General features: G+C 64.6%; 1 protein-coding gene. It reads left to right on the top strand.

Annotated features, from left to right (window positions below; all coding sequences use genetic code 11):
- Positions 1 to 995, top strand: a 995-nt coding sequence (locus tag IU459_RS37280; protein WP_195134275.1) for an IS256 family transposase, incomplete at its 5' end; no start/stop codon positions are given.
- Positions 996 to 1,048: the final 53 nt, after the last annotated feature.

Below are 1,048 nucleotides of genomic sequence, written 5' to 3'. Positions count from 1 at the left end.
CTAAACTGCGCTCGGGCAGTTACTTCCCGGATTGGCTGCTCGAGCGCCGCAAACGCGCCGAACGCGCACTCACCAGTGTGGTGGCGACCTGCTACCTGCTCGGGGTCTCCACCCGCCGCATGGAGAAGCTTGTCGAATCACTCGGTGTGACAAAGCTTTCCAAGTCGCAGGTGTCGATCATGGCCGCCGACCTCGACGCCCAGGTCGAAGCGTTCCGCACCCGCCCACTCGACCAGGGCCCGTACACGTTCGTCGCCGCCGACGCCCTGGTGTTGAAGGTCCGGGAAAACCGGCGCGTGGTCAACGTGCACACCCTCGTCGCGACCGGCGTCAACGCCGACGGCTACCGGGAGATCCTCGGTGTCCAGGTCACCAGCGGCGAGGACGGCGCGGGCTGGCTGGCCTTCTTCCGCGACCTGGTCGCCCGCGGGCTATCCGGGGTCAGCCTGGTCACCTCCGACGCGCACGCTGGGCTGGTGGCCGCAATCGGAGCCACCCTGCCCGGCGCTTCGTGGCAGCGGTGCAGAACCCACTACACGGTGAATCTGATGTCGATCACCCCGAAATCGTCGTGGCCGTGGGTACGGACCCTGTTGCATTCGGTGTTCGATCAAGCCGACGCCGAATCGGTTGCTGCCCAATATGATCGGATGCTCGATGCTTTGACCGAGAAGCTACCGAAAGTGGCTGGGCACCTGGACGCCGCCCGTGCCGACTTACTCTCGTTCACCGCGTTTCCCAAGCAGATCTGGCGTCAGATCTGGTCGAACAATCCGCAGGAGCGGTTGAACAAAGAAATCCGCCGCCGCACAGATGTCGTCGGTATCTTCCCCGACCGCCAAGCCATCATCCGCCTCGTCGGCGCGGTCCTGGCCGAGCAGCACGACGAATGGATCGAAGGCCGCCGCTACCTCGGCCTCGACGTCCTCGCCCGCTCACGCGGTACCACCGACCCCAACGAACAAGAGGACACCACCCCAGCACTGACCGCCTGACCGAAAGGATCACGCGGCAATCACCTCAATACACCACGCGTTTGGACTTGACC

The sequence above is a fragment of the Nocardia amamiensis genome, assembly GCF_015477605.1.
Classification (GTDB): domain Bacteria; phylum Actinomycetota; class Actinomycetes; order Mycobacteriales; family Mycobacteriaceae; genus Nocardia; species Nocardia amamiensis_A.
The sequence above is the reverse complement of the archived record's forward strand: the minus strand, read 5'-3'. Positions and strand labels throughout refer to the sequence as shown.